The following is a 24,508-nucleotide window of genomic DNA, read 5'->3' as shown; positions in this document are numbered from 1 at the left end:
GGCCAGAGCAGGGCGCAGGCCCGGGAACGCGCGATGCAGCTGCTGGAGCGGGTCGGCCTCGCCGACCGGGCCGGCCACTACCCCTCCCAGCTGTCCGGCGGCCAGCAGCAGCGGGTGGCGATCGCCCGCGCCCTGGCGATGGACCCGAAGCTGATGCTGTTCGACGAGCCGACCTCGGCCCTGGACCCGGAACTGGTCGGTGACGTCCTGGACGTCATGCGCGACCTGGCCGAGTCCGGCATGACGATGGTCGTCGTCACCCACGAGATGGGCTTCGCCCGCGAGGTCGGCGACAGCCTCGTCTTCATGGACGAGGGCGTCGTCGTCGAGTCCGGCCACCCCCGCGAGGTCCTGACGAACCCGCGGCACGAACGGACGCAGTCCTTCCTGTCCAAGGTGCTGTGACGGCGCTGCCGTAGAGCGGCGAGGCGACGCGGGCGCGGTGACATCACCGCGCCCGCGTCCGTGTTTCCGCCACTGTCACCGTCACCGCCACCGCCGCGACCCCGCGTGCCAGGTCGCCGCCCGAGTGGTGGCCGACGGCCAGCAGCTCCCGTAGCGCGGGTTCCAGCGGGGCATCGCCGTTCAGCGCCCGCATCTACGGTGACCGCATGATTCCCCGAACCGTGTTGCGGACAGCGGTCGTCGCCGTCGGCGGGAACGCGCTGCTGCGAGGTGGCGGCCCCGCCGCCGTCGCCGAACAGGCCGAGGCCGCACGAGCGTTGGCCGTGCCGGTCGTCGCGCTGGCCGACGCGGGGTGGCGGGTCGTGGTCACCCACGGCAACGGACCCCAGGTCGGATTCATCAAGCGCCGCGCGGACCTCGCGGCATCCCTGGCCCCCGAACTTCCCACGCTGGACCTCGACATGTGCGTCGCCGAAACGCAGGGCGGCCTCGGTTCCGTCCTGGCCACCGCGCTCGCGGGCAGGCTGCGCGGCCTCGGCAGGACCCCGGACCACATCGCGGCCCTCGTCACCCACACCGTCGTCGACGCGGACGACGAGGCCTTCGCCCGGCCGACCAAGCCCATCGGCGCCTTCTACCCGGCGGCGAGGGCACGGGAGTTGGCATCCGCGCACGGCTGGACGGTGGCGCAGGAGGACGCGCGGGGCTGGCGCCGTGTCGTCCCCTCGCCCCGGCCCCGGCGCGTCCTGGAGACCGAGGCCGTACGAGCGCTGTCCACGGCCGGATTCACCGTGATCGTGGGCGGCGGCGGAGGCATCCCGCTGGTGGAGTCGGCGGACGGCGGCTACCGGGGTGTGGAGGCGGTCATCGACAAGGACCTCACCTCGGCGCACCTGGCCGCCGCGCTCGGCGCGGACCTGCTGGTCATCACCACCGGTGTGGAACGGGTCGCCGTCGACCACGGCCGGCCCACCCAGCGCTTCCTCGACCGCCTGGACCGCGAGGAGCCCGAACGACTCATGGCGCAGGGCCAGTTCCCCGCGGGCAGCATGGGCCCCAAGATCCGGGCGGCACTGGACTTCCTCGCGGGCGCCCCCGGCCGGGAGGCGCTGATCACCTCCCCCGAACGGCTCGGCGCCGCGCTCGACGGACACACCGGCACCTGGTTCGGGCGCGAGCCGGTCACCCCCGCCCGTACATCGCTCGACGACACCGTCACGGCAGGGAGGCAGTGATGATCCTCGAATCGGGACACGGTCCGGTCGACGGCACGCACTATCTGCGGGCCACCCCGGAATCCGTCGGCTGGGGACGGCTCCCCTGCCGCACCACGAAGCCGGGACTGACGATCGAGTCCGGCGACACCGTCACCTTCGACACCATCTCCCACGAAGGCATCCTGGAGGACCAGGGGCGCGACCCGGTGGCGTTCTTCCGGCAGTTCGGGATCGCCGCGACCGAAGTGCTGTCCGACGCACGCCTGCTGGCGAGGACACCGCCGCCGCGGGACCCCGACGCGGACGGCCCCCATGTCGCCACCGCGCCCGTCCGGGTCCGGGGCGCCGAACCCGGCGACCTCCTCAAGGCCGAGGTGCTGTCCCTGCACCGGCGCGCCGACTACGGCGTGATCTCCAGCCGGCACGGACGCGGCGCCCTGCCGGACGAATTCGCCCGCGAGGGACCCGAGTTCACCTTCTGCACCGTGGAGCGCGAGGCCAGCCGCGACGTCGGCGTGATCCCGTACGGGGACGGCCGCTCGGCGCGGTTCCCGCTGCACCCCTTCATGGGCGTCATGGGCGTGTCCACCGACACCGACCACGGCGAGCACACGGTGCCGCCCGGACGACACGGCGGCAACATCGACATGAAGGACCTCACGAGCGGCTCCGCCCTGTACCTGCCCGTGCAGACGGAGGGCGCCGGGTTCTACACCGGGGATCCGCACTACGCGCAGGGCAACGGCGAAGTCGCCCTTACCGCCATGGAGGCGCCGCTGCGCGCCACCTTCCGGCTCACCGTCCTCAAGGGCTCCCGGGCCAGGGCCGCCGCCTCGGCCCTGCGGCAGCCCTTCGGCGAGACCGACCGGTACTGGATCCCCTTCGGGCTGCACGAGGACCTGAACCTGGCGATGCGCGCCGCGGTGCGTGCCGCCGTCGACTTCCTCGCGGACCGCTTCGGCATGGCCCGCACCACGGCCTACGCCTACCTCAGCGCCGCCGCCGACTTCGAGATCTCGCAGGTCGTCGACCAGGTCCAGGGCGTGCACCGCCTGATCCGCAAGGCCGACTTCCGTGAGGCCGACTTCCGTGAGTCCGGCGTCCGTGAGTCCGGCGTCCGTGAGTCCGGCATCCGTGAGGCCGATATCCGTGCGTGAGCGCGCGCCCCGCGTCACCCGACCATCCACCATCGGAGAGGCCCTGTGCCACCACAGCTGATGCTGCGTCAGGCGCGCGTCGAAGACGCCGAGTCACCCTGCGACGTGGTGATCGACGACGGCAGGGTGAGCGCCGTCGGGGACGCCACCGGCCGGGTGGCCGACGAGGTGATCGAGTGCGCCGGCCGGGTCGTCCTGCCCGGCTTCGTCGAACCCCATCTGCGCCTGGACAAGGCCCTCCTGGACGGCGTACGCCCCAACCCCGACGGAACCCTGGCCGGCGCGATCGCCGTCACCGGCGAACTCAAACGGGACTTCACGCACGCCGGCGTACGACAGCGGGCGCGCCGCGTCCTGGAGGCGGTCGTGCTCAACGGCACGACCGTGATCCGCGCGCACCCGGACGTCGACCCGATCGCGGGACTGCTCGGTGTCGAGGTGCTGCTCGAACTGCGCGAGGAGTACCGGGACCTGGTCGACCTGCAGATCGTGGCCTTCCCGCAGGAGGGTGTCCTGCGCTCGCCCGGCACCGAGAAGCTCTTGGTCGCCGCGCTGGCCGTGGGAGCCGACGTGATCGGCGGCTGCGCCTACAACGAGGAGAGCCTCAAGAACTGCCACCGCCACGTCGAACTCGTCCTCGACCTCGCGGCCCAGCACGGCGTACCGGCCGACCTGCACGCCGACTTCGCCGACGACGCCTCCGATCCCCGGTACGCACTGGCCGAGTTCATCGCCGAGCAGACGGCCCGGCGGGGCCTGGCCGGGCGCGTGACGCTCGGACACATGGTCTCGCTCGGCGGCCGGGCACCCGCCGACCGGGCGCGGGCGATGGCCGCCCTCGCCGACGCGGGCGTCGCCGTCGTACCCCTGCCGGCGACCGATCTGCACCTGGGCGGCCGGCGCGGCACCCAGGCGGTCAGGCGTGGCGTCGCCCCGGTGCGCGAGCTGTGGAGCAGTGGCGTCCTCGCCGCCTGCTCCTCGAACAACATCCGCAACGCGTTCACCCCGTACGGGCGCGCGGACCCCCTGGACACGGCACTGCTGCTCGCGCAGACCGGCCATCTGTCCGGGCCCGCCGACCTGCGCCGGGTGCTGCGCATGGTCACCCATGACGCGGCCCGGGTCGTGGGCGTCGCCGACGACTACGGCGTACGCCCCGGCGCCCGAGCCGACCTGGTCGTCCTGGACACCCGGGCCTACGACGACATCGTCCTCGACCGGCCCGAGCGCGCGTACGTCGTCAAGGCGGGAAGGGTCGTGGCCCGCACCCGCGGGACGAGCGAACTCCTCTCCCGCCGAGGCCCGTTCAGCCCCCTGAGACATCCCGAGACACCCCGTCCCTCACCCGCTTTCCGTCCACCGACCCGCACCTCGCGCCCCCACCACCCGCACCCCCCACCACCCGCACGGCACCGCGCACCCGTCCCCTGACCTCCAGCCGAACAGTCCTCATGCGCGAACGCCTCCCTCACGAAATCGTCGCCTCCGTCCTCGCCGGCCTGACGGCGTTCATCGGCGGCAACGCCCTGCACCTGCCTCCCTGGGCGATCTTCATCTCCTGGGCAGGCACGTTCCTGCTCGGTGGTCGCAGCTGGGACAACGCCCGCAGACTGTGGCTCGCCATGCCCGCGGGCTCCACCTTCGCCCTGCTCATCGTGCTGGTCGAACAGCACGCGGGCGCGGCGCTCGGCGACGGCCCGCTGGCCCGCAACACCATGCAGGCGCTGGTCATCCTGGTGGTGAACAGCGCCCTGATGTACGCCGGACGGATCAAGGCGCTGGCCCTGATCCCCGGCATGTTCCTCGGTTTCGCCAGCTTCTTCGCCACCTTCTTCGGCGGCTTCGGCTACGACGTCGGCAATCCCTGGGTGGCGTGGATCAGCGTCATCGCGATGAACGCGCTCGGACCCGTCTTCGCCTGTCTCTCCAACCGGCTGACCTTCCCCGTCCGTACGACGGAACAGGTCACCGCCGAACACTCGCCCGCCAAGCCCTCGGCGGCCGGCCCGGACCCCGCGTGAGCCGGGACCCCTCACCGCAGTCGACGCCCCAGGAGGGCACATGACGAACGACACCACGAACACGCACACCACCGACACGCACAGCACCAACACGGACAGCACCGACGCGCACACGACCGACACGCACACGACCGGCGGCGCGAGAGACACCGGCCGGTACGGGCCTGGCGACGGTGAACTCGCCGCGCTGGGCCACGAGTACGAACACGAACCGGTGCCCGTCTCGGCACGCCGCGGACTGCTGTCCGTGTCCGCGGTCTGGTTCGGCTTCCCGATGAACCTCGGCAACGCCGTCTTCGGCGGTGTCATCGTCTACAGTCTCGGCCTGCCGCGCGGCGCTGCCGCCATCCTGCTCGGCAACCTCGTGCTGTTCGGCTACGTCGGCGCGCTCAGCTGGCTCGCCGGCCGCACCAGGGAGAACTTCTCCCACCAGGCCGCCCGCACCTTCGGCACCCTCGGCGCCCGGATCCCGGCCGGGTTCCTGTCCACCGTCGTCATCGGCTGGTTCTCGTTCCAGATCGGGCTGAGCGGTACGACCCTCGAACAGACCCTGGGCTGGGCGCCGTTGTGGGGCGCCCTGCTCGGCGGTGTGATCTACACCGTCGTGACCGTCATCGGGATCCGCGCCCTGTCCCTGATCGGCCTGATCGCGACCCCGCTGTTCGTCGTCCTGGCGGGCGTGGCCCTCTGGTTCGGCCTCACCCACAGTGGTGTCTCGCTCCGGTCGGCGCTCACCTACGGGGGCGGGGGGCATCTGCTGTCGTTCGGTGCGGCGATGGGCATCGTGATCGCCGGCTTCTCCGACTCGGGCACGATGACCGCGGACTTCACCCGCTGGGCGAAGAACGGCCGCAGCGCGGTGATCGCGGCCTCCTGCGCCTTCCCGCTCACCAACAGCGCCGCCTTCCTCGTCGGCGGCATGGTCGTGGCCGTCGGCGGCGCGGTGGACCCGGCCGTCGACGGCGGCGGATTCCTCGGCCTGCTCACCGGCCACGGTCCGCTGCTGACCTCCCTGGCCGTCCTGCTGATCTTCGCCAACCTCGGCTCCGTCGCCTCCCACTGCCTCTGCAACGGCGCCGTCGGCTGGTCGGCGATCACCCCCGCCCGGATGCGCCCGCTGGCGATCGCGCTGAGCGCGGTCGGCATGGCCGCGGCCCTGACCGGGGTGTGGAGCATGTTCCTCGACTGGCTGAACCTGCTCGGCGTCTTCGTACCGCCCATCGGCGCCGTCATCGTCACCGACCAGCTGATCCTGTGCCACCGCACCGCCCGCCGCGCCCCGCGCGCCTATCGCGCCTCCGCGTTCGTGGCCTGGGCGGCGGGTGCGGGCGCGGCGACGGCCGCGCACTATCTGCTGCCCGGCGCGGTCGATCCGCTGATCGGCATGGTGGTCGCCTGCGGCGTGTGCCTGGCCGCCGAGAGCGTCGCCAGGACCGCGCCCGGGCCACTGGCCCCGGCCGGCTGAACCCCCCTCGACGCGGCGGTCGTTCGTGGTCTCTCCGTCCCCCCGCGAAGTCCCCGCGGACGACCGCCGCCCCACCCTGCCCGAGTGTCCGTGAGATCGCCCGCCCGGAGGAACCCGCCAGATGGACCGCGCCGCCCGAGACGAGCTGTGCCGCATGCCCGTCACCGAACTCGCCCACCGCATCCGCACGTTGCAGGTCTCCCCGCTGGAGGCGGTGGACACGGTCCTCGACCGGGTCGCGGACGTGGACCCGGCGCTGCGCGCCTACTGCACCCTCGTCCCCGACCGGGCCCGCGCACAGGCCCGCGCCCTGGGCGAACGCCTCGCCCACGGTGAGGATCCCGGTGTCCTCGCGGGAGTGCCGCTCGGCGTCAAGGACCTTCAGCACCCGTGACATCCGCACCACCTCGGCCTCCCCGGCCTACGAGGACTTCGTACCGGACGAGGACGACATCGTCGTCGAACGGGCCGTGGCCGCGGGCGCGGTCGTCGTCGGCAAGACCAACACCAGCGAGTTCGGCTACAGCGCCACGGGCCACAACCCGCTGTTCCCCACGACCCGCAACCCGTGGAACACCGCGCTCACGCCCGGCGGTTCGAGCGCGGGGTCGGCCGCCGCCGTCGCCGCGGGCCTCGCCCCGGTGGCGCTCGGCTCGGACGGCGGCGGATCCGTGCGGGTCCCCGCCGCCCACTGCGGTCTGGTCGGGTTCAAGGCGGCCATGGGCCGCGTCCCGGTCTGGCCCGGCTGCCGCGACGAACGCCTGCCCGGCGTCTCGGGCTGGGAGTCCCTCGAACACATCGGCCCGCTCACCCGTACCGTCGCCGACGCGGCCCTCATGCTCTCCGTGCTGGCGGGCCCCGACGCCCGCGACCGCCACTCGATCCCCTGCGGCGATGTCGACTGGCGGCCGGCGATCCGCGAGCCGGACATCGCCGGGCTGCGCGTCGCCTACAGCCCCGACCTCGGCTACCTCGCCGTCGATTCGCAGGTCCGCGAGACCGTCGGCGCCGCGGTCGCGGTCCTGGAGAAGGAACTCGGCTGCCACGTCGAGCAGGTGACGCCGGCTGGGGCGACCCCGCGGAGCAGTTCACGGCCCTCTTCGTCGCCGAGACCGACCTGACCGGCATGCGCCGTCTGATCGACACGCACGGCGGGCGCATGTCCCCGCACCTCGTGAGCCTGATGCGGCAGTCCTGGACGGCCGAACGGTTCACCGACGCCAACATCGCCCCCAAGGCCGTCGTCAACCGGATGGCCCGGCTCATGTCCTCCTACGACCTGTTCGTCACCCCCACCACCGCCGTCCCGCCCTTCCCGGTCGACATCCAGGGCCCCGAGCGCATCGACGGCCGTATGGTCTCGCCCACCGCGTGGACGGGGTTCACGCTGGCCGCCAACCTCACCGGCCAGCCCTCGATCAGCGTCCCCGCGGGCTGGACCTGCGAGGGGCTGCCCGTCGGACTGCAGATCACCGGACGCCATCTCGCCGACGCCGACGTGCTGCGCGCCGCGGCGGCGTTCGAGCGGGCGGCACCCTGGGCCCACCGGTGGCCCGCCGACCCGCCGTCACCGCCCACGACCGCGCCCTCGGGGCTCTGACGAGACGGCAGTCCGGCCGCTGGTGCCGGGACCCGGCCCCCGGCACCGAGATCTGGCCGCCGGCACCGAGATCTGGCCCCTGGCACCGAGATCTGGCCGCCGGTACCGGGATCCGGCCCCCGGCACCGGGAGATCGCCCGGGGCGCAGCGGGGGGCGCACTGGGCTCCGTAGACTGCGCGTGTGGCTGAGCAGACGAAGAGTGGCGCGAAGAGCGGCGACGACACGGGGCGGCCGGCACTCCCGGCGACCGGCTGGGCGGTGCTCGGACTGCTCTCCTTCGGCGAGGAGCTGTCCGGTTACGACCTGAAGAAGTGGGCGGACTGGTCGCTCGGCTTCTTCTACTGGAGCCCGTCGTTCAGCCAGATCTACAGCGAACTCAAGCGCCTGGAACAGGCCGGGTACGCGACCTCGCGGATGGTCGCGCAGGAGACCGGCAACCGCGACAAGAAGGTCTACCGGATCACCGACGAGGGCCTGGAGGCGGTCCGCACCTGGGCGCGCGAGTCGCCGGTGGAGCCGCCGGTGCTCAAGCACGGCGTCATGCTGCGCCTGTGGCTCGGACATCTGCTGGAGCCCGAGCAGATGCGTGACGTGCTCGGCCGACACCGGGAGTACGCCGAGAGCATGCGCCGGCGCGCCGCCGCCGACGCGGAGGGTGGCCGCGCCGACGAGGCGTGGGCGTATTCCGTGCTGACCCTGAAGTGGGCGGAGCGGTACTACGCCTCGGAGCGGGACCTGGCCGACGCGATGCTGGCCGACCTGGACGAACTGGACCGCAGGCGCCCGTAGGTCCTGCGGAAGTACAGCAGCGGACCGCTGTCCCAGGTGGGGTCCGCGATGTGGCCCGCGATGTGGCCCGCCGTGCGGTCTGCCGTGTGCTCCGCGGTGTGGTCCGCGGTGTGGTCCGCGGTGGTCAGGGCGGTGACCCTGCCCAGCGCGATGACGTGGTCGCCGCCGGGGAACGTGCCCGCCAGATCGCACTCGATCGTCGCGAGCGCGCCGTCCAGCAGCGGTGCGCCGTTGCGGCCGGGTGTCCAGCCGACCCCGGTGAACTTGTCCCCGCCGGTCACGGCGAACTGCCGGCACAACTCCCGCTGATCGGCTGCGAGGACGTTGACGGCGAACCGTCCGGCCGCACGCAGCTTCGGCCACGTCGACGACGTGCTCGCGGGGCAGAAGCACACCAGGGGCGGGTCCAGGGACACCGACGAGAAGGACTGGACGGCCATTCCGGCCGGCCGGCCGTCGGGCTGTGTCGCGGTGATCACCGCGACGCCGGTGCAGAAACTGCTCATCGCCTCCCGGAAGGCGGTGTCGTCGAGCGGGGCGGCCGGCATGCGGGTGTGCGGAGCGAGGGCGGTCATGCGTCCTCCTGCGTTGCTACGGAGTATGGGTGTGCCTGGTGCGCGTCTGCGCCGTTTGTGCCTACTAGGTATATGCCTAATCGAAACACCTGTGATTGGATACCTCTCGCACCCGCACGTCAAGTGGGCGGAGCCCAGAAGAGCACCACGGAGGCAGCGGCAGATGAGATTCACGGAGGAACAGCGCGAACTGCGGTCGGCCGTACGGGCGGTGCTCGCCCGCCACCCCGACGCGACGGCCTGGCGCCCCCTCACGCGGCAGATCGGCGTGGCGGCGCTCGCCGTCCCCGAGGAGTTCGGCGGAGCCGGCGGCGGAGCGCTCGAAGTCCACGTGGTGATGGAGGAGTTGGGGCGCACCCTCGCCCCGGTCCCCTACCTCGGCTCCGCGGTGCTCGCCACCCAGGCCCTCCTGGCCTCGGGCGACGGCGGTGAGCTGCTCCCCGCGCTGGCGGAGGGCACCGCGACCGGCGCCCTCGCCTGGGCCGAGGACGGCTCCTGGGATCCGGCGGCCACCCGGACGAAGGCCCGCCGTGGCGCGGACGGGACCTGGCGGCTGACCGGCACCAAGGACCACGTCCTGGACGGCGCCGACGCGGACGTGCTGCTCGTGGCCGCCCGCACCGACGCCGGTGTCTCCCTCTTCCAGGTCGCCGTGGACGGCGCCGGCCTGCGGCGCGAACCGCTGACGGCCATGGACACGTCCCGGCCCCAGGCCCGCGTCCTCCTCGACCACGCCGAAGCACGGCTGATCGGGACGGACGGCGACGGCGGTCGCGTGCTGCGGCACGTGCACGACCTCGCCTGCACGGCGCTGGCGGCCGAGCAGGTGGGGGCGGCGGAGCGCTGCCTCGAAGTCACGGTGGCGTACGCGACCGAGCGCGTCCAGTTCGGCCGCCCCATCGGCTCCTTCCAGGCCGTCAAGCACCGGCTCGCGGACGCCTACGTGCTGGTGGAGTCGGCGCGTTCGGCGGCCCTCGGGGCGGCGACCGCGGCGGCGCAGGGCGCGCCGGAGCTGTCCCGGTACGCGGCGGTGGCCAAGTCCGCCTGTTCGGAGGCCTTTTCGGTGGTGGCCGGGGAGATGATCCAGCTGCACGGCGGGATCGGCATCACCTGGGAACACGACGCCCACCGCTACTTCAAGCGGGCCCACGGCTCGTCCCAGCTCCTCGGCTCCCCGGCCTGGCACCGGGCCCGCCTGGCGGCGGACCTGGGACTGACGGACGACGGTCGCGGGAGCGGGAGCGCGGCGGCCTAGGCCGGCACCCGCCGCGTCCGCGCGGGTCCTTTGGGGCGTGGGCGCGCAGGCCGGAAACGCCGTCGCCCACCGGGGGTTCCGGGGCGCCGCACCGTTCGTCTCCTTCCCGGACCGACTCCTGCGCCGCGCCCCAAGGCCCCGCCCCTCGCGTGGAGTTCAGCCGGCCCCAGGTCTCCGAGATGCGCGCGGTCGAGACGTACACAGTCGAGACGTACACAGCCGAACAGCGGCTCGCCCTCCCGGGCAGGATCTCCGGGAGGGCGAGCCGTCGTACGTGGGGTCAGGCGGCGAGGACGCGGGCGCGGCAGGCCGAGGGGGTGCCCCAGGCGGAGCGCAGGGCGCGGGCCTTGCGGATCCACAGGGACAGGTCCAGCTCCTCGGTGTAGCCGAGGGCGCCGTGGACCTGAAGGGCCGTGCGGGCGGCGGTGCAGGCGGCCTCGCAGGAGGTGACCTTGGCCGCGGCGATCTCCCGGCCGGCGTCCGGGGCACCCGCGGCGAGGGCCAGGGCCGCGGCGTGGACCAGGGGCTGGGCGAACTCCAGGGCGATGAGGGTGTCGGCCAGGCGGTGCTTGACGGCCTGGAAGGAGCCGATGGCCACCCCGAACTGGGTGCGCCGGCGCGCGTACTCGACCGTCCGGTCCAGGAGGGTGCGGCCGAGACCGAGGGCCTGGGCCGCGGTGACCAGCGCGGCGACGTCGGCGGCGTGCGAGGCCGCGGCGGACACCTGGGGCCCCCGCGCCAGGACCGTTCCGGCGCCGGGGCGGGCCAGGCGGCGGGCCGGGTCCAGCGAGGGCTGGAGGGTGCCGTGTTCCCCGGCCAGGCGCAGGGTGTCGCCCTCGACGACGAACACCGCGTCGGCGGCGTCCGCGTCCAGGGCGTAAGGGGCCTCGGGGGAGAGCAGGCACAGGGAGGCGACCGTCGTGCCGGAGGCGATGCCGGGCAGCCAGTCGGCGGCGGCGCCCTTGTCGCCCAGGCGGTCCAGGAGGGCCGCCGTGGCGACCGTCTCCACCAGCGGGCCCGGCACGGCGTGGCGGCCCGACTCGGTGAAGGCGACGGCCAGTTCGACCGGAAGCATGCCCAGGCCGTCGTGCTCCTCGGGCACGGCGAGGCCGAAGACCCCGGCCTGTGCCAGCCGGGTCCACAGGGCGCGCCCGGGACCGTGGTCCCCCTCGGCCCAGGCCCGGACGGCGGCGGGGGTGCCGGCCGCCGCCAGCATGCCGTCCAGTGAGCGGGCGAACTCCCGCTGCTCGTCGTCGAGGAGGAACCGCATCACCGGCGTCCCTTCGGCAGGCCGAGCAGCCGCTCGGCGATGATGTCGCGCTGGATCTCGTTGGTGCCCGCGTAGACGGGACCCGCGAGGGAGAACGTGTAGCCCTCGGCCCAGGCGCCGTGCGCGGGCGACTCGGCGGCCTCGTCGGAGAGTTCGCCGTACGGGCCGAGCAGGTCGAGCGCCGTCTCGTGCAGGGCGATGTCCAGCTCGGACCAGTAGACCTTGTTGAGGCTCGACTCGGCGCCGATCGACCCTCCCCGCACGATGCGTGACGCGCCCGCGTAGGTGAACAACTGGTAGGCGCGGGCGCCGATCGCCGCGTCGGCGACCCGGTCGCGCAGCGCGGTGTCGGACGGGTCGGCCCGCTCGCGCCACAGCCGGGTCAGCCGGCCGGCGGTCGCGGTGAAACGGCCGGGGGAGCGCAGGGTCAGCCCGCGTTCGTTGCCCGCCGTGCTCATCGCGACCCGCCAGCCCTGGCCCACCTCGCCGATCACGTCCTCGTCGGGTACGAAGACGTCGTCCAGGAACAGTTCGGCGAAGGCCGGCTTGCCGTCGAGCCGCCCGATGGGCCGCACGGTCACGCCCTCGGCGTCCAGCGGGAACATCAGGTAGGTCAGACCCCGGTGCGGCCTGTCCGCCTCCGGATCGCTGCGGAACAGGCCGAAGGCGCGGTCGGCGAACGCGGCCCGGGACGACCAGGTCTTCTGGCCGCTCAGCAGCCAGCCGCCGTCGGTGCGCCGGGCCGTGGAGCGCAGCGAGGCGAGGTCGGAGCCGGCCTCCGGTTCCGACCAGGCCTGCGCCCAGATCACCTCGCCGCTCGCCATGGCCGGCAGGACGCGCGCGAGCTGCTGCGGGGTCCCGTGCTCGAACAGGGTCGGGGCCAGCAGGTTGATGCCGTTCTGGCTGACCCGGCCGGGCGCGCCGGCCGCGAAGTACTCCTCCTCGAAGACGAGCCACTGGAGGATCGAGGCGCCCCGGCCGCCGTACTCCTCGGGCCAGGACACCACCGACCAGCGGTCGGCGTGCAGCGTGCGCTCCCACTCCCGGTGGGCCGCGAAACCCTGCGCCGTCTCCAGCGAGGGCAGCGGGCGCTCGGGCACATGGGCGGCGAGCCAGGCGCGGGCCTCGGCCCGGAAGGCGTCCTCGGCGGCGGTGAAGTCGAGATCCATCAGGCTCCCGCCTCCGCCCCGCCGGCCGCCTTCATCGCGCGGACGTCCATGCCGCCGAGCGAGTCCTTCGCGGTCTCCGCGTTGTGCGCGTGCGCGAGATGGTGCAGTCCGAAGACCGAGTCCATACCGGCGTGCATCCCCTGAAGGTCCTCGGCCTGGTTGACGGCGCGCTTGGTCAGGGCCAGGCCCAGGCGCGGCATCTCGGCGATCCGGTTCGCCAACTCCATAGTGTGGTCGGTGAGTTCGGCGCGCGGGACGACCCGGTTGACCATGCCGACCTCGTACGCCCGCTGGGCGCTCATCCGGTCGCCGGTGTAGAGGAACTCCTTGGCGATCCGTGGCGGCATCATCCACGGGTGGGCGAAGTACTCGACTCCGGGGATGCCCATGCGGACCACCGGGTCGGCGAAGAACGCGTCGTCGGAGGCGACGATCAGGTCGCACACCCAGGCGAGCATCAGACCGCCCGCCGCGCACGCGCCCTGCACCGAGGCGATCACCGGCTTGGGCAGCTCGCGCCAGCGGCGGCACATGCCGAGGTAGACCTCCGACTCGCGGGCGAAGCGGCTCTCCGCGCCCTGCTTGTCGGAGTGGTCCCACCACAGGCCGGCCCTGCGGTCGAACGGCAGGTGCGCGTCGCGCTGCGGGGTGCCGATGTCGTGCCCGGCGCTGAAGTGCTTCCCCGCGCCGGCGAGCACAACGACCTTGACCTCGTCGTCGTCGGCCGCGCGGTAGAAGGCCTCGTCCAAGGCGTAGGTCATCGCGGAGTTCTGGGCGTTGCGGTATTCGGGCCGGTCCATCGTGACCACGGCGACGGGGCCGTGGCGTTCGCAGCGGACGGGCTGCGTGGTCGGGGTGCGGGCAGCGGACATCCACGCCTCCTTTTCTAACAAGTGTTTGGTAGGTTAACGTGCGAGCCGTCAGCCGTCGAGCGTCCGGAGCCGCCCATGAGCAGCGTCGAGGAGTTCCGTACCGAGGTCCGCGCCTGGCTGCGCGCCAACCTCACCGGTGAGTTCGCGAGCCTGCGCGGTCGCGGAGGTCCCGGCCGTGAGCACGAGGCGTTCGCCGAACGCCTCGCCTGGGAGCGGCACATGGCGGGCGCGGGCTGGACCTGCGTCGGCTGGCCGAAGGAGTACGGCGGCCGGGGCGCGAGCCTCGAACAGCAGGTCGCCTTCCACGAGGAGTACGCCCTCGCGGACGCCCCCGCCCGCGTGAACCACATCGGCGAGCAACTGCTCGGGCCCACCCTCATCGCCTTCGGCACGCCCGAACAGCGCGAGCGCTTCCTCGCGCCGATCGTCGCCGTCCAGGAGCTGTGGTGCCAGGGCTACAGCGAGCCGGACGCCGGCTCCGACCTCGCGAACGTCCGCACCCGAGCCCAACCCGACGGCGGGGAATGGGTCGTCACCGGTCAGAAGATCTGGACCTCGCTCGCCCACGAGTCCGACTGGTGCTTCGTCGTCGCCCGCACCGGACCCGGCTCCACCCGCCACGCCGGACTGTCCTACCTGCTGGTCCCGCTGGACCAGCCGGGCGTGGAGGTCCGGCCCATCACCCAGCTGACCGGCACCTGCGAGTTCAACGAGGTGTTCTTCGACGGGGCCCGCACCCCCGCACAGAACATCGTCGGCGCCCCCGGAGAGGGCTGGAAGGTCGCCATGGCCACCCTCGGCTTCGAACGAGGCGTGTCCACGCTCGGCCAACAGGTCGGCTTCCGGCGCGAGTTGGAGGCGGTCATCGACCTGGCGAAGCGCAACGGCGCGGCCCGGGACCCGCTGATCCGCGACCGTGTCGCCCGCGCCTGGACCGGCCTCGAGACCATCCGGTTCAACGCCCTGCGCATGCTGGAAGGCGTCACGGCCGGGGCACCGGGCCCCGAGGCGTCCATCGGGAAGATCTTCTGGGCCACCTGGCACCGGGAACTCGGCGAACTCGCCATGGACGTCTGCGGCGCCGACGGCATGCTGGCCGCCGGCGAACCGTACGACCTCACCGACTGGCAGCGGCTGTTCCTCTTCTCCCGCTCCGACACCATCTACGCCGGCTCCAACGAGATCCAGCGCAACATCATCGCCGAACGCGTCCTCGGCCTGCCCAGGGAGGCCCGCCCGTGACCCCGACCGCCCAGCCCCCGACCCAGCCCCCGACCCAGCCTCCGTCCCCGCCCCCGTACGTCCCGGGCCACGACCTCCTGCTGGGCCGCACCGCCGTCGTCACCGCCGCCGCCGGCGCCGGCATCGGCGGCGCCACCGCCCGGCGACTGCTCGAAGAGGGCGCGCGTGTCGTCGTCTCCGACGCACACGCCCGCAGGCTCAAGGAGACGCAGACCGAGCTGACGGCCGCCTTCGGCGCGGACCGCGTCGCCGCCCTGCCCTGCGACGTCACCGACGAGAGCCAGGTCGCCGCCCTCTTCGACCTCGCCGAGGAACGCCACGGCCGCCTGGACATCGTCGTCAACAACGCCGGACTCGGCGGCACCGCCGACCTCGTCGAGATGACCGACGACCAGTGGGACAAGGTCCTCGACGTCACCCTGGGCGGCACCTTCCGCTGCACCCGCGCCGCGCTGCGCCGGATGAAGGCGGCGGGCAGCGGGGGAGTCGTCGTCAACAACGCCTCCGTGATCGGCTGGCGCGCCCAGCGGGGCCAGGCGCACTACGCCGCCGCCAAGGCCGGCGTCATGGCACTCACCCGCTGCGCCGCCGTCGAGGCCGCCGAGTACGGCGTACGCGTCAACGCCGTCTCGCCGAGCCTCGCCATGCACCCGCACCTGGTGAAGGTCACCACCCCGGAACTGCTGGAGGAACTCACCTCCCGCGAGGCGTTCGGCCGCTACGCCGAGCCCTGGGAGGTGGCCAACGTCATCGTCTTCCTGGCGTCCGGCTACTCCTCGTACATGACGGGCGAGACCGTGTCGGTCAGCAGCCAGCATGCGTGAGCGGCGCGGGGAACTCCTCGGCACCGCCGCCGAGGTGTTCGCCGAGCAGGGCTACAACGCCACCACCGTCCGCACGATCGCGGACCGTGCCGGGATGCTCGCGGGCAGCCTCTACTACCACTTCGACTCCAAGGAGTCGATGCTGGAGGAGATCCTGCGGAGCTTCCTCGACGAGCTGTGGGGCCGCTACGACCGCGTCCTGGCCGCCGGCCTCGGGCCCCGCGAGACGCTGGAGGCCCTCGTCACCGAGTCCTTCCGGGAGATCGACCGGCACCGCGCCGCCGTCGCGATCTACCAGAAGGAGAGCAGACAGCTCCGGGCCCAGGACCGGTTCGCGTTCCTCGCCGAGTCCCAGCGCTCCTTCGAGAAGACGTGGCTGTCCACGCTGGAACGCGGCGTCGCCGAAGGGGACTTCCGCACCGACCTGGACGCCCGGCTCACCTACCGCTTCGTGCGCGACACGGTGTGGGTCGCCGCGTCCTGGTACCAGCCGGGCGGCCGGCACAGCCCGGAGGCGATCGCCCGCCAGTACCTGTCGATGGTGCTGGAGGGCATCGCCCCGCGCACCTGACACGAGCCCGCGGACACATTCACCGGCACAGATACAGACACATCCGCGGACACGGACATTCGCAGTCACGGACATTCGCAGTCACAGACATACGCGGACACGGACATACGCAGTCACAGACATACGCGGACACGGACGTACGCGGACACGGACGTACGCGGACACAGACACACAGACATCGAACGAGGAGTGATCATGGCCGAGGCCTACATCGTCGAAGCGGTACGCACCCCCGTCGGCAGGCGGGGCGGAGGCCTCGCCGCCGCCCACCCCGCCGACCTCGGCGCCCACGTGCTCAAGGCGCTGATGACGCGCTCGGGCGTCGATCCGGCCGCCGTCGAGGACGTCGTCTTCGGCTGCCTGGACACCGTCGGACCGCAGGCCGGCGACATAGCCCGCACCTGCTGGCTGGCCGCCGGGCTGCCGGAGGAGGTGCCCGGGGTCACGGTGGACCGGCAGTGCGGATCCTCGCAGCAGGCCGTGCACTTCGCCGCCCAGGGCGTCCTGTCCGGCACCCAGGACCTGGTGGTGGCGGGCGGCGTGCAGAACATGTCGCAGATCCCCATCGCCTTCGCCAGCCGCCAGGCCGCCGAGCCGCTCGGGCTGACCGAGGGCCCGTACGCCGGCTCCCAGGGCTGGCGGGCCCGCTACGGCGACCGGCCGGTCAACCAGTTCCACGGCGCCGAACTCATCGCCGAGAAGTGGGACATCTCCCGCCGGGACATGGAGGAGTTCGCGCTGCGCTCGCACCAGCGGGCGGTCCGGGCCATCGACGAGGGCCGCTTCGCGCGGGAGATCGCCGCGTACGGGGACGTGACGACGGACGAGGGTCCGCGCCGTGACACCGGCCTGGAGAAGATGGCGGGCCTCAAGCCGCTGGTCGAGGGCGGCCGGCTGACCGCCGCCGTCTCCTCCCAGGTCTCCGACGGCGCCTCGGCGATGCTGCTGGCGAGCGAGCGGGCCGTACGCGAGCACGGGCTGACCCCGCGCGCCCGCATCCACCACCTGTCGGTGCGCGGCGAGGACCCGATCCGGATGCTGTCCGCGCCGATCCCCGCGACGGCGTACGCGCTGAAGAAGGCCGGGATGACCCTCGACGACATCGACCTCGTCGAGATCAACGAGGCGTTCGCGTCCGTGGTCCTCGCGTGGCTGAAGGAGACCGGCGCCGACCCGGAGAAGGTCAACGTCAACGGCGGCGCCATCGCCCTCGGCCACCCCCTGGGCGCCACCGGCACCAAGCTCATGACCACCCTGCTGCACGAACTGGAGCGCACCGGCGGCCGTTACGGCCTCCAGACCATGTGCGAGGGCGGCGGCCAGGCGAACGTCACCATCATCGAGCGGCTCTGAACGGACCGGCCCGGGAACACGCCACCCGTCCGCGGCCCTCACGAAGGGTCGCGGACGGGTGGCGGTGCCGTGCGTGCCTCAGGACGAGACGAGCACCGGGCCCCGGCTCCGGCGGAAGACGTGCGCCAGTGCCGGTTCCACGATCCCGCCGCCGGGCACCTCGCCGTCGAACCAGCGGTCCACGCGGGTCCAGTGGTAGGGATGGCCGAGGTAGTCCTCGGTCAGGCCCGCCACGTCCGCGAACTCCTGCTCCCAGACGTGCGTCCACCGCGACGGTGTACGGGCCCGGTCCACGCGGCTCAGCGCCCAGGACCTGATGGCGGGGATGTGGGCCGGCATGGCGAGGAGGTCCCGCTCCAGACCGGCCACGAGACCGGCGGGCGTGCCGGGCCGCACGGTCAGCAGCAGCGTCCGCTTCACCCGCGGACCGGACAGCGGGACCGTCCGGCCGCGTACGGGCACGAGCGCCACCGCCTCCGACGGCTCCGGCACACCCAGCTCCGCGGCGATGGCGGCGGGCGACCGGCGCGCCGTCACGTCCCAGGTGGCACCCGCGCCGCCGAAGCTCCCCGGCAGGTCGGGCGCCGCCGAGGACACCGACACACCGGGGAGCGCGCCCGCCGCGTCGTACGGCTCGGTGCCGTACGGCTCGGTGCCGTGCGCCGGGAGCAGCGCCACCCAGCGGGTCATGCCGCCCCACCCTCCGTGTTGCATTCCCCCTCCGCGTCCGATTCCTCCTCCGCGTCCGATTCCCCGTCGGCGTTCAACTCCCCGTCGACGTCGACCGGTTCCAGCACCTGCCGGTCGCGGTCCAGGGCCATCGCATCGGTACGCGTCCAGAACGCGGCGACGCCCGGGTCGTTCTTCGCCACGGCGCGCGCGGCGAAGAACGCGGCACTGTCCGGCAGCGACCACAGGACGCGGACGGCGACCGTGTCCGGGCCCGTCCAGCTGCGCCACACACGTTCCGCGACCATGCCGCGGCCCCGGGCGCCCGGCAGGTAGTCGGCGCGCCAGTGCCGCAGCCAGGGCGCGACCCGGTCGCCCGCGAGAACGACCGTGTCGATGACCTGGACCTCGTTCCAGGCCCCGCTCCTGTCCCCGTCGCGGGCCCCGTCCCGGGCCCCGCTCACGACAGCTTCTCCAGCACCTCGGTGCGGTAGCGGTCGACCTGGTCGCGCAGCGCGGCAAGACCACGCGGGCCCGTGATCCCCTCCGTGCCGCGGATACGGGGCGCGATGACGAGGCGGGTGGCCCCCGCGTCGGTGAAGCCGCGCACCCAGGACGGATCCCCCTCCCGCGCGCGGTCACGGGAGCCGGGCCACACGGTGATCTCCACGGCGTCCTCGGCCCGTCCCGCCGCGCGCGCGGCGGCCCGCATCAGGCCGGCCTGGCGGGCGAAGTCCTCGGGGCCGATCGTGTAAGGGAACCAGCCGTCGCCGATGCGGCCCGCCCGCTGGACGGCCGGGTCGCTGTTGCCGCCGAGGACGACCGGTACGGCCCCCGCCTCCGGCTGCGGCAGGGAGCGCAGGGCGGTGAAGGAGACGTGCCGTCCCGTGTACGAGGCAGGGGTGTCCGCCCACAGCGCGCGCATCGCGCCGACGCACTCCTCCAGGCGCCGCCCCCGGTCTCGGTAGGGCACGCCGACGGCCTCGTACTCCTCCTTCTGCCAGCCGATGCCGAGGCCCAGCATCAGCCGGCCGCCCGAGTGCCGGTCGATCGTCGCGGCGCGCTTGGCCAGGACCACCGGGCTGTGCAGCGGGGCGACCATCATGGCGGTGCCGAAGCGCAGGGTGGTGGACGCGCCGGCGAGGAAGGCGATGGTCTCCAGGGGGTCGGGCATGGGGACGGAGCCCGAACTGCCCGGTATCCGGCCGTCGTCGGCGTAGGGGTAGTTGGGTTCGTAGCCGTCGGCGACGGCGACGTGCTCGACGGTCCACAGCGATTCGACGCCGCACTCCTCCAGCGTGCCCGCGAGGTCGCGAAGGAAGCCGCCCGAGGTGATCAGGCCGTCGGTGAAGGGTGCCATCATGGCGAGTTTCAGCATGCGGGGTGTTTCCTCAACTCAGCAGTCGGGCGCGGAGCCTGGCCAGGGCCGGGGTGTCCAGGCCGAGGCCGTGGGTCAGGTAGCCGCCGTGGGTGGAGCGGGGTGCGGTGCGTCAGCCGGCGTGGGGCAGGGCACGGAGCGTGGCGTGGGCCTCGGACATGATCCGGTCGACGAGTTCGGCGCAGGACGGCAGATCGTCGATCACGCCCGCGACCTGGCCCGCGGCCATCACCCCGAGGTCGGTACGGCCGTCCACCATCGACGCCTTGAGCAGCATCGGGGTGTTGGCCGCCAGCAGGACCTGACTCCAGGTCAGTTCCTTGCCGTGCTTCATCGCCAGACCGTCACGGACCAGCTGCGCCCAGCTCATCCCGCTCTCGCGGCGGAAGGCGGCCGCGTGCCGGAGCGCCCGCAGCAGCGAGGCGGCCCGGCCCGAGCGCTCCAGCGCGTCGACCAGGTCGGAGCGCAGCATCCGGTGCGGCAGGCCGTCCACCTTGGTGGTGAGGGTGACGTCCTTGACCGACGCGGCCAGGTACCGGGCCTTGACCGCGTCCGGCACGGTGCTCTCGGAGGTGAGCAGGAAGCGGGTGCCCATGGCGATCCCGGCGGCGCCGTAGGCCAGCGCGGCGACCAGGCCGCGCCCGTCGTGGAAGCCGCCGGCCGCGATCACCGGGATGTCCACGGCGTCCACGACCTGCGGGAGCAGGACCGTGGTGGCCACGTTCCCGGTGTGGCCCCCGCCCTCGCCGCCCTGCACCACCACGGCGTCCGCGCCCCACGCGGCGACCTTCTCGGCGTGCCGGCGGGCGCCGATGGACGGGATCACGACCACCCCGGCGTCCTTGAGCCGCGCGATCAGGTCCCGGGACGGCGCGAGCGCGAACGAGGCGACCTTCACACCCTCCTCGACGATGATCCGTACGCGCTCGGCCGCGTCCCCGGCGTCCGCCCGCAGATTGACGCCGAACGGCGCGTCCGTGCGGGACTTGACCTCGCGGACGGCGGAGCGCAGCTGCTCGACGCCCATGGTGGCGGAGGCGAGGACGCCGAGCGCGCCGGCGTTCGCGGCGGCCGAGACCAGCCGGGGCCCGGCCACCCAGCCCATGCCGGTCTGCACGACCGGGTGCCGGACGCCGACGAGCTTGGTCAGCGGGGTGTCGAGGGTGAAGCTCATGCGGGCACCTCGCGGTCGCGCAGCCCCTTCGGGTCGATGACCTCCCGGATCAGGCGCAGTTCCTCGGCCGTGGGCTCGCGCGTGGTCGGCACCTCGGCGGGGACGGTGAGCGTGAAACCGGTGGCCGCGACGACCTGTTCGACGCTCACGCCCGGATGCAGGGAGCGCAGACGCATCGTGCGGTCCGGGGTCTCGAAGTCGAAGACGCCCAGGTCGGTGATCACGTCCGGGACGCGGTGGTACCGGGTCGCGGAGGGGCCGGCCGCGGCGGCACGGTCGTACCCGACCCCGCTGACCATGTCCACGCGCTCGACCAGCACACGCGGGCTGTGCTTGGGGATCCAGTAACTGGTCGGGTTGTTCAGGGTGTTGACCGGGGCGCCGCGCACGCCGAGGAGCTGCCGGGCGGGCCGGGCCCAGTCGCCGACGCAGGAGATGTTCTGGTTGCCGTGCCGGTCGAGCTGGGCGGCGCCCATCATCACGTGCCGCCGTCCGGTGGCGACCATGGCCAGGTGCTGCCGGTAGGGCAGCCAGCCCTCCACCACCTCGGCGCGGGCGCCGATCGCCGGCACGTCGCCGATGAGCATCGCCTCCCCGTCGGTCAGCAACAGGTCCGGCGAGAAGGTGAGTTTCGCCAGCCGGGCCGCGATCGTCGGGACGGTGCCCATCGGGCTGGCCAGCACCTCGCCCGCGTCCCGCCAGGCCTCGGCGCAGGCCACCACGCAGTACTCGGCCCGCGTCGCCGTCGTCATCGACGCCGCTGCCGTCGTCGTCATCGCCGTCGTCTTCGCCGTCGTAGGGCTGCTCATGCGGTCTCCTCCTCGTGGAACGCCGCCACGGCGGCCTGGTACGCGTCCTCGTCGCCGGACAGGAACCGTTCGGTGAAGGCCCGCCAGGCCTCGGGGTCCTTGGCGGCGCGGACATAGGCGCGCTGGAACGCCTCGTCGCGGTCGTGGTCCGGGGCACAGGAGGTGAAGTGCGCGCCGTTCGGGCTCTCGACGACGCCGTCGACGAACGCGCGCTTGACCAGCAGGGTCTGCGGCCCGCCCTCCTTCAGCAGGTCCGCGCTGTCCACGATCCGTTCGCAGGACACGTACGCGGTGTCGGCGGCCTCGCAGAACAGGTCGTCGAAGTACGGATCGGGGCCGAGGTACTGGCCGTTGCCGTGCCGGTCCGCCCGGTTGAGGTGGACGAGCGCCGCGTCCAGCCGCAGGGCCGGGGCGGCGACCAGCTCCTCGCCGTCGTCGTACGGCGATCTCACCGTGCGCAGCAGCGGGTTGACGCGCAGCACGTCCGAGGCGAGACCGGCGCGGATCGGCATGAACGGCAGCCGGTGCACGGCGGCGGTCAGACCCCACATGAGCATGGCCTCGTCCAGCTCCACCAGCTCCAGCGCGTCGCGCTGCCGGGCCGCGGCGAAGTGCGGCTCCAGGGGGATCGAGTCCAGGGTGGCGAAGGCCGCCACCAGTTTGCGGATCTTCCCGGCGGCGGCGAGGAGTCCGACGTCGGGGCCGCCGTAGGAGACGACGGTCAGGTCGGTGACGTCCGAGCGCAGCAGCGCGCGCACCAGCGCCATCGGCTTGCGCCGCGAGCCCCAGCCGCCGATGCCGATCGTCATGCCGCTGGAGAGCCGGCCGACGACCTCGTCGGCGGTCATGGTCTTGTCCCTGCTCATGCGTGCTGCTCCTTCGGCTGCTGCTCCCTCGGTTCCTGCGCCCGGGGTTCCTGCTCCTCGGCCTCCGGCTGACTGTCCGTGCCGAAGGTGTTGCGGACACGGTCGGCGACGCCGCTGAGATTGGCCTCGAAGGTGAAGCCCTGCTCGAAGCGGTAGCTGCGGCGGACGTCCACCGGGTCGATCCCGTTGATCGCGGCCTTGGCGAGCCGGATCAGGGTGCCGTCCTTGGCGGCGATCTCCCGGGCCAGCTCCAGTGCGCTGTCCAGCAGCCGCTCGCGGGGGACGACCCGCCACACGGAGCCGTGCTGATGCAGCTCCTGCGCGGTGGCGGTGCGCGAGGTGTAGTACAGGGCCCGCATCAGGTGCTGGGGCACCAGCCGGGCGAGATGCGTGGCCGCGCCGAGCGCGCCCCGGTCCAGTTCGGGCAGGCCGAAGGTCGCGTCGTCGGAGGCGACGATCGCGTCGGCATTGCCGACGAGTCCGATGCCGCCGCCCAGACAGAAGCCGTGCACGGCGGCGACCACCGGCACCTCGCAGTCGTACACCGCGGCGAACGCCTCGTAGCAGCCGCGGTTGGCGCCGATGAGGGCGTCGTGCCCGGCCGTGCGCTGCATCTCCTTGATGTCGACGCCGGCGTTGAAACCGCGGCCCGCGGCCGTGAGCACGACGCAGCGCACCTTCGGGTCGGCCCCCGCGGCGCGCACGGCGGTGGCCAGGTCGTACCAGCCCTTGACGGGCAGGGCGTTGACCGGGGGGAAGTCCACGGTGACGACGGCGATGCCCTCTTCGGGGGCAGAGGTGGAGACACCCATGGGCAGATCAGCTACCTTTCCACCAAACGTTTGTTAGGCGGAAGATAGCAGCGGTCCGCTCGTTGCGGGAGGTGTCCATTGGCAGCGGTCATCGACTTGACCGGATCCGTCGCCGTCGTCACCGGCGGCAGCCGGGGTGTCGGGGCGGGAATCACCCGTGCGTTCCTGGAGGCCGGCGCACAGGTCGTGACCTGCGCACGAAGGCCTCCGGACACGCCCGTCGAGGCGGGCGGGCGCACCGCCCGCTTCCTCCCCGTCGACCTGCGCGACCCGGAGGCGGTCGACGGTTTCTTCGCCCGGGTGCACCGCGAGTACGGGCGGCTCGACACCCTGGTCAACAACGCCGGGGGCACACCCTTCCGGGCGCTCGGCGAGGGCGGGGCCCAGCGGCACGCCCGGGTCGTCGAGCTGAACCTGCTCGCGCCCCTGACGGCCTCCCTCGCCGCGTACGAGGTGATGCGCGGCCAGGACGGCGGCGGGTCCATCGTGATGATCGGCAGTGTGAGCGGGACCCGGCCCTCACCGGGCACCGCCGCGTACGGGGCGGCGAAGGCCGGCCTGGACAACCTCGCCCGCTCCATGGCCGTGGAATGGGCGCCCGCGGTACGGGTCAACACGGTCGTCCTCGGCATGGTCCGCACCGAACTCTCGCCCCTGCACTACGGCGACGAGGAGGGGATCGCCGCCGTCGGCCGCACCGTGCCGCTCGGCCGCCTCGCCCACCCCGCCGAGGTCGGCGACGCCTGCGTCTTCCTCGCCTCCGACCGGGCCGCCTACATCAGCGGCGCCAGCCTGCACGTCCACGGCGGAGGGGAGCGCCCGGCCTTCCTGGACGCCGCCACCGTCAACAAGTGACCCACTCGCGCGGGACTCGGGGCCGTTCCGGCGGAGATCCCGACGCGCTCACCGAACCGTCGGAAAGGAATCTCAATGACTGTGTCAAGCCGTCTGCGTGACCGGCGGGGCGGAGGTGAACAGCCTCTTGTCACGCAGCATTGCCCAGAGCACGTCGAC

The 24,508-nt window shown here is 73.1% G+C and carries 26 protein-coding genes and 1 pseudogene; 15 read left to right on the top strand and 12 right to left on the bottom strand.

Annotated features, from left to right (window positions below; translation table 11 throughout):
• The coding region (locus ACGFYV_RS36620) for an amino acid ABC transporter ATP-binding protein (protein WP_393882873.1) at positions 1–405 on the top strand (405 nt) is incomplete at its 5' end.
• 43 nt (positions 406–448) lie between these two features.
• Here the strand turns inward: ACGFYV_RS36620 and ACGFYV_RS36615 are convergent.
• Positions 449–598, bottom strand: a complete 150-nt coding sequence (locus ACGFYV_RS36615; RefSeq protein ID WP_393882872.1) for a hypothetical protein — start codon at positions 596–598, stop codon at positions 449–451.
• A 13-nt stretch (positions 599–611) separates the two neighbouring features.
• On the opposite strand from ACGFYV_RS36615, the gene ACGFYV_RS36610 reads away from it, so the two are divergent.
• The 8 genes and pseudogenes from ACGFYV_RS36610 to ACGFYV_RS36575 all read left to right on the top strand — a co-directional run bounded on the left by ACGFYV_RS36610 (position 612) and on the right by ACGFYV_RS36575 (position 8,655).
• A complete protein-coding gene (locus tag ACGFYV_RS36610) occupies positions 612–1,640 on the top strand; it encodes a carbamate kinase (RefSeq protein WP_393882871.1) in 1,029 nt (342 codons plus the stop codon).
• On the top strand, positions 1,640–2,779 hold the full coding sequence (locus ACGFYV_RS36605) for an acetamidase/formamidase family protein (RefSeq protein WP_393882870.1): 1,140 nt from the start codon (positions 1,640–1,642) through the stop codon (positions 2,777–2,779). Before ACGFYV_RS36610 ends, ACGFYV_RS36605 begins: the two co-directional genes overlap by 1 nt.
• 45 nt (positions 2,780–2,824) lie before the next feature.
• Complete coding sequence (locus ACGFYV_RS36600) at positions 2,825–4,210, top strand: amidohydrolase family protein (protein WP_393882869.1); 1,386 nt, start codon at positions 2,825–2,827, stop codon at positions 4,208–4,210.
• Positions 4,211–4,230: 20 nt separating this feature from the next.
• Positions 4,231–4,800, top strand: coding sequence for a DUF1097 domain-containing protein (locus tag ACGFYV_RS36595; RefSeq protein WP_393882868.1), 570 nt, complete (start codon positions 4,231–4,233; stop codon positions 4,798–4,800).
• A 40-nt stretch (positions 4,801–4,840) separates the two neighbouring features.
• Positions 4,841–6,265 (top strand): purine-cytosine permease family protein, encoded by a 1,425-nt coding sequence (locus tag ACGFYV_RS36590; protein ID WP_393882867.1) that lies wholly within the window; start codon positions 4,841–4,843, stop codon positions 6,263–6,265.
• A gap of 121 nt (positions 6,266–6,386) precedes the next feature.
• Positions 6,387–7,386: pseudogene (locus ACGFYV_RS36585) on the top strand (amidase).
• 5 nt (positions 7,387–7,391) lie between these two features.
• On the top strand, positions 7,392–7,865 hold the full coding sequence (locus ACGFYV_RS36580) for an amidase family protein (protein ID WP_393882866.1): 474 nt from the start codon (positions 7,392–7,394) through the stop codon (positions 7,863–7,865).
• Between the two features lie 181 nt (positions 7,866–8,046).
• Positions 8,047–8,655: a helix-turn-helix transcriptional regulator gene (locus ACGFYV_RS36575; RefSeq protein ID WP_393882865.1), complete on the top strand. Its 609-nt coding sequence runs from the start codon at positions 8,047–8,049 to the stop codon at positions 8,653–8,655.
• On the opposite strand, the gene ACGFYV_RS36570 is transcribed toward ACGFYV_RS36575, so the two are convergent.
• Entirely contained in the window at positions 8,583–9,230 is a 648-nt protein-coding gene (locus ACGFYV_RS36570; RefSeq protein WP_393882864.1) for a flavin reductase family protein, read from the bottom strand. The genes ACGFYV_RS36575 and ACGFYV_RS36570 overlap by 73 nt on opposite strands.
• A 163-nt stretch (positions 9,231–9,393) precedes the next feature.
• On the opposite strand from ACGFYV_RS36570, the gene ACGFYV_RS36565 reads away from it, so the two are divergent.
• Positions 9,394–10,485, top strand: coding sequence for an acyl-CoA dehydrogenase family protein (locus tag ACGFYV_RS36565; RefSeq protein WP_393882863.1), 1,092 nt, complete (start codon positions 9,394–9,396; stop codon positions 10,483–10,485).
• Between the two features lie 280 nt (positions 10,486–10,765).
• On the opposite strand, the gene ACGFYV_RS36560 is transcribed toward ACGFYV_RS36565, so the two are convergent.
• Genes ACGFYV_RS36560 through ACGFYV_RS36550 form a run of 3 tightly spaced genes read right to left on the bottom strand, consistent with a single transcriptional unit; the run spans position 10,766 to position 13,796 of the window.
• On the bottom strand, positions 10,766–11,755 hold the full coding sequence (locus ACGFYV_RS36560; RefSeq protein WP_393882862.1) for an acyl-CoA dehydrogenase family protein: 990 nt from the start codon (positions 11,753–11,755) through the stop codon (positions 10,766–10,768).
• Positions 11,755–12,924 carry an acyl-CoA dehydrogenase family protein gene (locus ACGFYV_RS36555; protein ID WP_393882861.1) on the bottom strand — a complete coding sequence of 390 codons (1,170 nt, stop codon included), beginning with the start codon at positions 12,922–12,924 and terminating at the stop codon, positions 11,755–11,757. Before ACGFYV_RS36555 ends, ACGFYV_RS36560 begins: the two co-directional genes overlap by 1 nt.
• Positions 12,924–13,796, bottom strand: a complete 873-nt coding sequence (locus ACGFYV_RS36550) for an enoyl-CoA hydratase (RefSeq protein WP_393882860.1) — start codon at positions 13,794–13,796, stop codon at positions 12,924–12,926. Before ACGFYV_RS36550 ends, ACGFYV_RS36555 begins: the two co-directional genes overlap by 1 nt.
• Positions 13,797–13,871: 75 nt before the next feature.
• Between ACGFYV_RS36550 and ACGFYV_RS36545 the strand changes: the two genes are divergently transcribed.
• The 4 genes from ACGFYV_RS36545 (at position 13,872) to ACGFYV_RS36530 (ending at position 17,786) form a co-directional block, all read left to right on the top strand.
• On the top strand, positions 13,872–15,038 hold the full coding sequence (locus ACGFYV_RS36545; RefSeq protein WP_393882859.1) for an acyl-CoA dehydrogenase family protein: 1,167 nt from the start codon (positions 13,872–13,874) through the stop codon (positions 15,036–15,038).
• Entirely contained in the window at positions 15,035–15,862 is an 828-nt protein-coding gene (locus tag ACGFYV_RS36540) for an SDR family oxidoreductase (RefSeq protein WP_393882858.1), read from the top strand. The genes ACGFYV_RS36545 and ACGFYV_RS36540 overlap by 4 nt, the downstream gene beginning before the upstream one ends.
• Positions 15,855–16,433, top strand: a complete 579-nt coding sequence (locus tag ACGFYV_RS36535) for a TetR/AcrR family transcriptional regulator (RefSeq protein ID WP_393882857.1) — start codon at positions 15,855–15,857, stop codon at positions 16,431–16,433. Before ACGFYV_RS36540 ends, ACGFYV_RS36535 begins: the two co-directional genes overlap by 8 nt.
• Positions 16,434–16,628: 195 nt before the next feature.
• The gene (locus ACGFYV_RS36530; protein WP_393882856.1) at positions 16,629–17,786 is read left to right on the top strand and encodes an acetyl-CoA C-acetyltransferase; all 1,158 of its coding nucleotides are present in this window, start codon (positions 16,629–16,631) and stop codon (positions 17,784–17,786) included.
• Between the two features lie 78 nt (positions 17,787–17,864).
• Here the strand turns inward: ACGFYV_RS36530 and ACGFYV_RS36525 are convergent, their stop codons facing one another.
• The 7 genes from ACGFYV_RS36525 to ACGFYV_RS36495 all read right to left on the bottom strand — a co-directional run bounded on the left by ACGFYV_RS36525 (position 17,865) and on the right by ACGFYV_RS36495 (position 23,494).
• A complete protein-coding gene (locus tag ACGFYV_RS36525; protein WP_393882855.1) occupies positions 17,865–18,476 on the bottom strand; it encodes a Dabb family protein in 612 nt (203 codons plus the stop codon).
• Positions 18,473–18,919: a hypothetical protein gene (locus tag ACGFYV_RS36520; RefSeq protein ID WP_393882854.1), complete on the bottom strand. Its 447-nt coding sequence runs from the start codon at positions 18,917–18,919 to the stop codon at positions 18,473–18,475. The genes ACGFYV_RS36525 and ACGFYV_RS36520 overlap by 4 nt, the downstream gene beginning before the upstream one ends.
• Positions 18,916–19,833 (bottom strand): LLM class F420-dependent oxidoreductase, encoded by a 918-nt coding sequence (locus ACGFYV_RS36515; RefSeq protein WP_393882853.1) that lies wholly within the window; start codon positions 19,831–19,833, stop codon positions 18,916–18,918. The genes ACGFYV_RS36520 and ACGFYV_RS36515 overlap by 4 nt, the downstream gene beginning before the upstream one ends.
• Before the next feature lie 112 nt (positions 19,834–19,945).
• Positions 19,946–21,007: an NAD(P)H-dependent flavin oxidoreductase gene (locus tag ACGFYV_RS36510; RefSeq protein ID WP_393882852.1), complete on the bottom strand. Its 1,062-nt coding sequence runs from the start codon at positions 21,005–21,007 to the stop codon at positions 19,946–19,948.
• Positions 21,004–21,783, bottom strand: a complete 780-nt coding sequence (locus tag ACGFYV_RS36505) for a CoA-transferase subunit beta (protein WP_393882874.1) — start codon at positions 21,781–21,783, stop codon at positions 21,004–21,006. The genes ACGFYV_RS36510 and ACGFYV_RS36505 overlap by 4 nt, the downstream gene beginning before the upstream one ends.
• Before the next feature lie 29 nt (positions 21,784–21,812).
• Positions 21,813–22,682, bottom strand: coding sequence for a CoA transferase subunit A (locus ACGFYV_RS36500; RefSeq protein ID WP_393882851.1), 870 nt, complete (start codon positions 22,680–22,682; stop codon positions 21,813–21,815).
• Positions 22,679–23,494 (bottom strand): enoyl-CoA hydratase family protein, encoded by an 816-nt coding sequence (locus ACGFYV_RS36495; protein ID WP_393882850.1) that lies wholly within the window; start codon positions 23,492–23,494, stop codon positions 22,679–22,681. The genes ACGFYV_RS36500 and ACGFYV_RS36495 overlap by 4 nt, the downstream gene beginning before the upstream one ends.
• A 78-nt stretch (positions 23,495–23,572) precedes the next feature.
• On the opposite strand from ACGFYV_RS36495, the gene ACGFYV_RS36490 reads away from it, so the two are divergent.
• Positions 23,573–24,349 carry an SDR family oxidoreductase gene (locus tag ACGFYV_RS36490; RefSeq protein WP_393882849.1) on the top strand — a complete coding sequence of 259 codons (777 nt, stop codon included), beginning with the start codon at positions 23,573–23,575 and terminating at the stop codon, positions 24,347–24,349.
• The last annotated feature ends 159 nt before the right edge of the window (positions 24,350–24,508 follow it).

The sequence above is a fragment of the Streptomyces sp. NPDC048297 genome (assembly GCF_043201585.1).
Lineage (GTDB): Bacteria > Actinomycetota > Actinomycetes > Streptomycetales > Streptomycetaceae > Streptomyces.
Note: the sequence above shows the minus strand (reverse complement) of the source record. Positions and strands in the feature narration are given on the sequence as shown.

Coding starts and splice junctions, on each gene's coding strand:
- ACGFYV_RS36615 (WP_393882872.1), bottom strand. CDS start 598: ATGCGGGCGCTGAACGGCGATGCCCCGCTGGAACCCGCGCTACGGGAG.
- ACGFYV_RS36595 (WP_393882868.1), top strand. CDS start 4,231: ATGCGCGAACGCCTCCCTCACGAAATCGTCGCCTCCGTCCTCGCCGGC.
- ACGFYV_RS36505 (WP_393882874.1), bottom strand. CDS start 21,783: ATGACGACGACGGCAGCGGCGTCGATGACGACGGCGACGCGGGCCGAG.
- ACGFYV_RS36500 (WP_393882851.1), bottom strand. CDS start 22,682: ATGAGCAGGGACAAGACCATGACCGCCGACGAGGTCGTCGGCCGGCTC.
- ACGFYV_RS36545 (WP_393882859.1), top strand. CDS start 13,872: ATGAGCAGCGTCGAGGAGTTCCGTACCGAGGTCCGCGCCTGGCTGCGC.
- ACGFYV_RS36495 (WP_393882850.1), bottom strand. CDS start 23,494: ATGGGTGTCTCCACCTCTGCCCCCGAAGAGGGCATCGCCGTCGTCACC.
- ACGFYV_RS36605 (WP_393882870.1), top strand. CDS start 1,640: ATGATCCTCGAATCGGGACACGGTCCGGTCGACGGCACGCACTATCTG.
- ACGFYV_RS36510 (WP_393882852.1), bottom strand. CDS start 21,007: ATGAGCTTCACCCTCGACACCCCGCTGACCAAGCTCGTCGGCGTCCGG.
- ACGFYV_RS36580 (WP_393882866.1), top strand. CDS start 7,392: ATGCGCCGTCTGATCGACACGCACGGCGGGCGCATGTCCCCGCACCTC.
- ACGFYV_RS36530 (WP_393882856.1), top strand. CDS start 16,629: ATGGCCGAGGCCTACATCGTCGAAGCGGTACGCACCCCCGTCGGCAGG.
- ACGFYV_RS36525 (WP_393882855.1), bottom strand. CDS start 18,476: ATGACCCGCTGGGTGGCGCTGCTCCCGGCGCACGGCACCGAGCCGTAC.
- ACGFYV_RS36535 (WP_393882857.1), top strand. CDS start 15,855: ATGCGTGAGCGGCGCGGGGAACTCCTCGGCACCGCCGCCGAGGTGTTC.
- ACGFYV_RS36565 (WP_393882863.1), top strand. CDS start 9,394: ATGAGATTCACGGAGGAACAGCGCGAACTGCGGTCGGCCGTACGGGCG.
- ACGFYV_RS36610 (WP_393882871.1), top strand. CDS start 612: ATGATTCCCCGAACCGTGTTGCGGACAGCGGTCGTCGCCGTCGGCGGG.
- ACGFYV_RS36570 (WP_393882864.1), bottom strand. CDS start 9,230: ATGACCGCCCTCGCTCCGCACACCCGCATGCCGGCCGCCCCGCTCGAC.
- ACGFYV_RS36515 (WP_393882853.1), bottom strand. CDS start 19,833: ATGCTGAAACTCGCCATGATGGCACCCTTCACCGACGGCCTGATCACC.
- ACGFYV_RS36560 (WP_393882862.1), bottom strand. CDS start 11,755: ATGCGGTTCCTCCTCGACGACGAGCAGCGGGAGTTCGCCCGCTCACTG.
- ACGFYV_RS36590 (WP_393882867.1), top strand. CDS start 4,841: ATGACGAACGACACCACGAACACGCACACCACCGACACGCACAGCACC.
- ACGFYV_RS36550 (WP_393882860.1), bottom strand. CDS start 13,796: ATGTCCGCTGCCCGCACCCCGACCACGCAGCCCGTCCGCTGCGAACGC.
- ACGFYV_RS36555 (WP_393882861.1), bottom strand. CDS start 12,924: ATGGATCTCGACTTCACCGCCGCCGAGGACGCCTTCCGGGCCGAGGCC.